The following is a 2,830-nucleotide window of genomic DNA, read 5'->3' as shown; positions in this document are numbered from 1 at the left end:
CGCGGGCCCGACGGCCGGCGGGTCCGCGGCGGGCCGGGTGTACACCGTGCCGCCGGCGGTCGGCGGCCCCGCCAAGTGGTACGTCCTGCTCTCCGACGGGCTGGCGAGCCTCACCCCCGTCCAAGCGGACCTGCTCCTGCAGAACCCCGCCACCAAGAAGGCGTACGGCCGCGCGCCGGTCCGGGCGATCACGCTGGACGCCGCGACCGCGAACGCGATGCGGGTCTCGAAGACCCGCCTGGACTCCGCCGGGCTCCCCGAGACCATGCCGAAGGTCATCGAGCCGGACCCGGCGGACCCGCTGTGCGCCGTCTACTCCGACACGGCGCGGGGCTCGGCGCAGGCGACGCTGACCGTCGAGAGCACGGTGCGGATCCCCGCGCCCCCGAACGAGCGCTTCGACCAGGCCACGGTCGACCAGGTGGTGCTCCCGCCCGGCTCCGGCGCGCTCGTGGGGCTGCTACCGGGGGACGGCAGGCTGGACGCGGTCCGCTCGCTCTACCTGATCGGCGACCAGGGGCGGCGGCACGCCGTGCCCTCGCCGGAGGCGCTGCAGAGCCTCGGCTACGCGGACGGGGACGTCGCCCCGCTCCCCGCCCACCTGGTGCACCTGATCCCGCAGGGACCGGCGCTCGACCCGGCCGCCGCGCGGGCGCCGGTGCGGATCGACCAGCCGGCGGCGGCCCCGGCCCGGCCGTGACGGCCGGGGTCCGCCCGGACCCCGGCGGGTCAGAGGAGACCCGGCAGGCGGACCCCTCCCAGCTGCGGGTTCATGTTCAGGCCGGGTAGTTCCGTCTTCTTGAGCCCGGCGGACGGGTCGTAGGTCAGGCCCGCCTGGGTGAACTCCGGCGTCCCCTGCGGCATGGCCTTCATCCCGAAGAACAGCTTCGCCGCGTTGTCCTGCAGGGTGCTCACCCCGTAGAGGATTCCCGCGACCACGGCGGCGGCCGTCATCTTCTTCTTGACCATCGACTTGACGGCCTTGTCGATCGTGTTGAGCACGCCGGTGAGCGCGATCTCGAAGGCGACCTTCCCTCCGGGGTTGGCGAGGAAGAGGATGGAGAGCCCCGCCAGCGTCATCATGATGGTCCCGATGGACAGGGCGATGATGGCGCCCACGTGGTAGACGAGGGCGGTCTGGTCCAGGGTGTCACCCATGCCCTTGCGGAGGTTCTGCGCGTTGCCCAACTCCTCGTTGAACTTCTGGACGGCGGCGTCGAACGCGGCGAAGGCCTCGCCCTCCCATTTGCCGTCCTTCTTGAGCGTCTCCCTCAACCGGCCGATCTCGGTCTTGAGCCCGTCGAGATCCGCCTTCTCCCACTCCCGGGCCGCCGCGCTCATGGCCCCCGGGTCGGAGACCATCAGGCCGAGCGTCGCGACGACGGAGAACGCCATGGGCCGCCTGAGGATGCCCGCCGCGATGGTCGCCAGCGTCACCCCCGCGATGTACATGTCCTTGTCGGTCTCGTACGCCATGCCCTCAGTCTCCTGTTCCGCCGTGTCCCGCCCGGATCACGGCTCCTGGCCGATCACCGAGGGCGCGACGTCCTCGTCACCGCCCCAGACCCCCTCGTCCTCCGCCAGCCAGGTGGTCTGGTCGCGTTCGCGTTCCTGCTCGCCGGTTCCCGCACCGCCCATCGGCATCATCGGCATCATCGGCATGCCGTTCGCGGCGGCCCCGCGCGCACCTCCCGGCAGGCCGCCCAGACCGCCGTTCCCCGCCCCCGCCGGGAGCGCGCCGCCCCCTCGGCCCACCGTGCCCGTCCCCGCCTGGTCGCCCGTCCAGGTCGTGGCGTCCGGAGCCCTGAACTGAGGCACGGACGGGTCACCGGGCGTGTAGGCGGACAGGTCCGTACGGCGCGGGTCGATCGATCCGAGGCCCTGCCCGGGCAGGGTGGTCGCGGTCTGGCCGGGCAGCCCGGGGACCTGGCCGTCGAACCCTCCGTCTCCGGGGAGGGCACCGGTTCCCGGCAGGCCCGCACCCGGGACGCCGCCGCCCGGCAGGTCCGTACCCGGAAGGCCCGGCGTGTCGAGTCCCGGGACGCTCCCCCCGGGGAGGCCGGTCTCCGGCATGCCTCCCGGGAGCTCTGGCAGCGTGCTGTGGTCCTCGGCGCCGCCATAGGTCTGGCTGGCCGATTCGAGGGCCGTCCGCCAGGACTCCAGCACGTCCCTGCCCGCGCTGAGGGCGTCGGCGGCGCTCTGCCGGGCGCGATCGTGCGCCGCGTGCAACCCGAAGCCCAGCACGCCGAATCCGGGGAAGGGGACACCGATCCCCCTCGTCCGGTCGGCGATGTCCTCGATCGTGCCGGCGTGGGTCTCGTAGAGCTTCCCGTGCTCCTTCAGCTTCTCCTCGCTGAAGGAGACTCCCGGCCCGCTCAGCCCGTAGCCTCCGAGCGTCTGGCCGCCGCCGGATTCGCCCATCGTCCACCCCTCCGCAGCCTCCGCCGGCCGTCCCGGCCCGCGAGGTCCGTGATCATGTCATCCGTTCAGGCTACTGTCGCGGCGCACCGCCGTACAGATCGCCGAGGAACGGGCGGGGCCCGGCCGCAGCCCCTGCGGGACGGCCCTTCCGCCGGCGGGTTCCCAACCGATCCCGCCGCGGCCGGTCCCGCGGACGTCAGCCGATCACCGGCGGGATGGTGTCACCGCCGCCGCCCCAGACGTCGTCGTCCTCCAGGAGCCAGGTGCCGTTCTCCCGGTCCTGCTCGTCCTCACCTCCCGCACCGCCCTTCGCGCCGGCGCCCATCGGCATGAACGGCGTCATCGGCGTGCCGCCCGCCTTCACCCTGCCCCCGGAGCCCCGGAGCCGGCGCCGGAGCCGAGCGCGCGG

At 73.8% G+C, this 2,830-nt stretch carries 4 protein-coding genes; 1 reads left to right on the top strand and 3 read right to left on the bottom strand.

From position 1 onward, the window contains the following. The coding region (locus ACWJ6R_RS33895; RefSeq protein WP_449066130.1) for a type VII secretion protein EccB at positions 1 to 700 on the top strand (700 nt) is incomplete at its 5' end. Positions 701 to 729: 29 nt separating this feature from the next. On the opposite strand, the gene ACWJ6R_RS33890 is transcribed toward ACWJ6R_RS33895, so the two are convergent. The 3 genes from ACWJ6R_RS33890 to ACWJ6R_RS33880 form a co-directional block, all read right to left on the bottom strand. Beyond that, positions 730 to 1,476 (bottom strand): WXG100 family type VII secretion target, encoded by a 747-nt coding sequence (locus tag ACWJ6R_RS33890; RefSeq protein ID WP_449066129.1) that lies wholly within the window; start codon positions 1,474 to 1,476, stop codon positions 730 to 732. Between the two features lie 36 nt (positions 1,477 to 1,512). Beyond that, complete coding sequence (locus tag ACWJ6R_RS33885; protein ID WP_449066128.1) at positions 1,513 to 2,421, bottom strand: hypothetical protein; 909 nt, start codon at positions 2,419 to 2,421, stop codon at positions 1,513 to 1,515. 196 nt (positions 2,422 to 2,617) lie between these two features. Continuing rightward, the coding region (locus ACWJ6R_RS33880; protein ID WP_449066127.1) for a hypothetical protein at positions 2,618 to 2,830 on the bottom strand (213 nt) is incomplete at its 5' end.

It is taken from the genome of Planomonospora algeriensis, from assembly GCF_977012225.1.
Note: the sequence above shows the minus strand (reverse complement) of the source record. Positions and strands in the feature narration are given on the sequence as shown.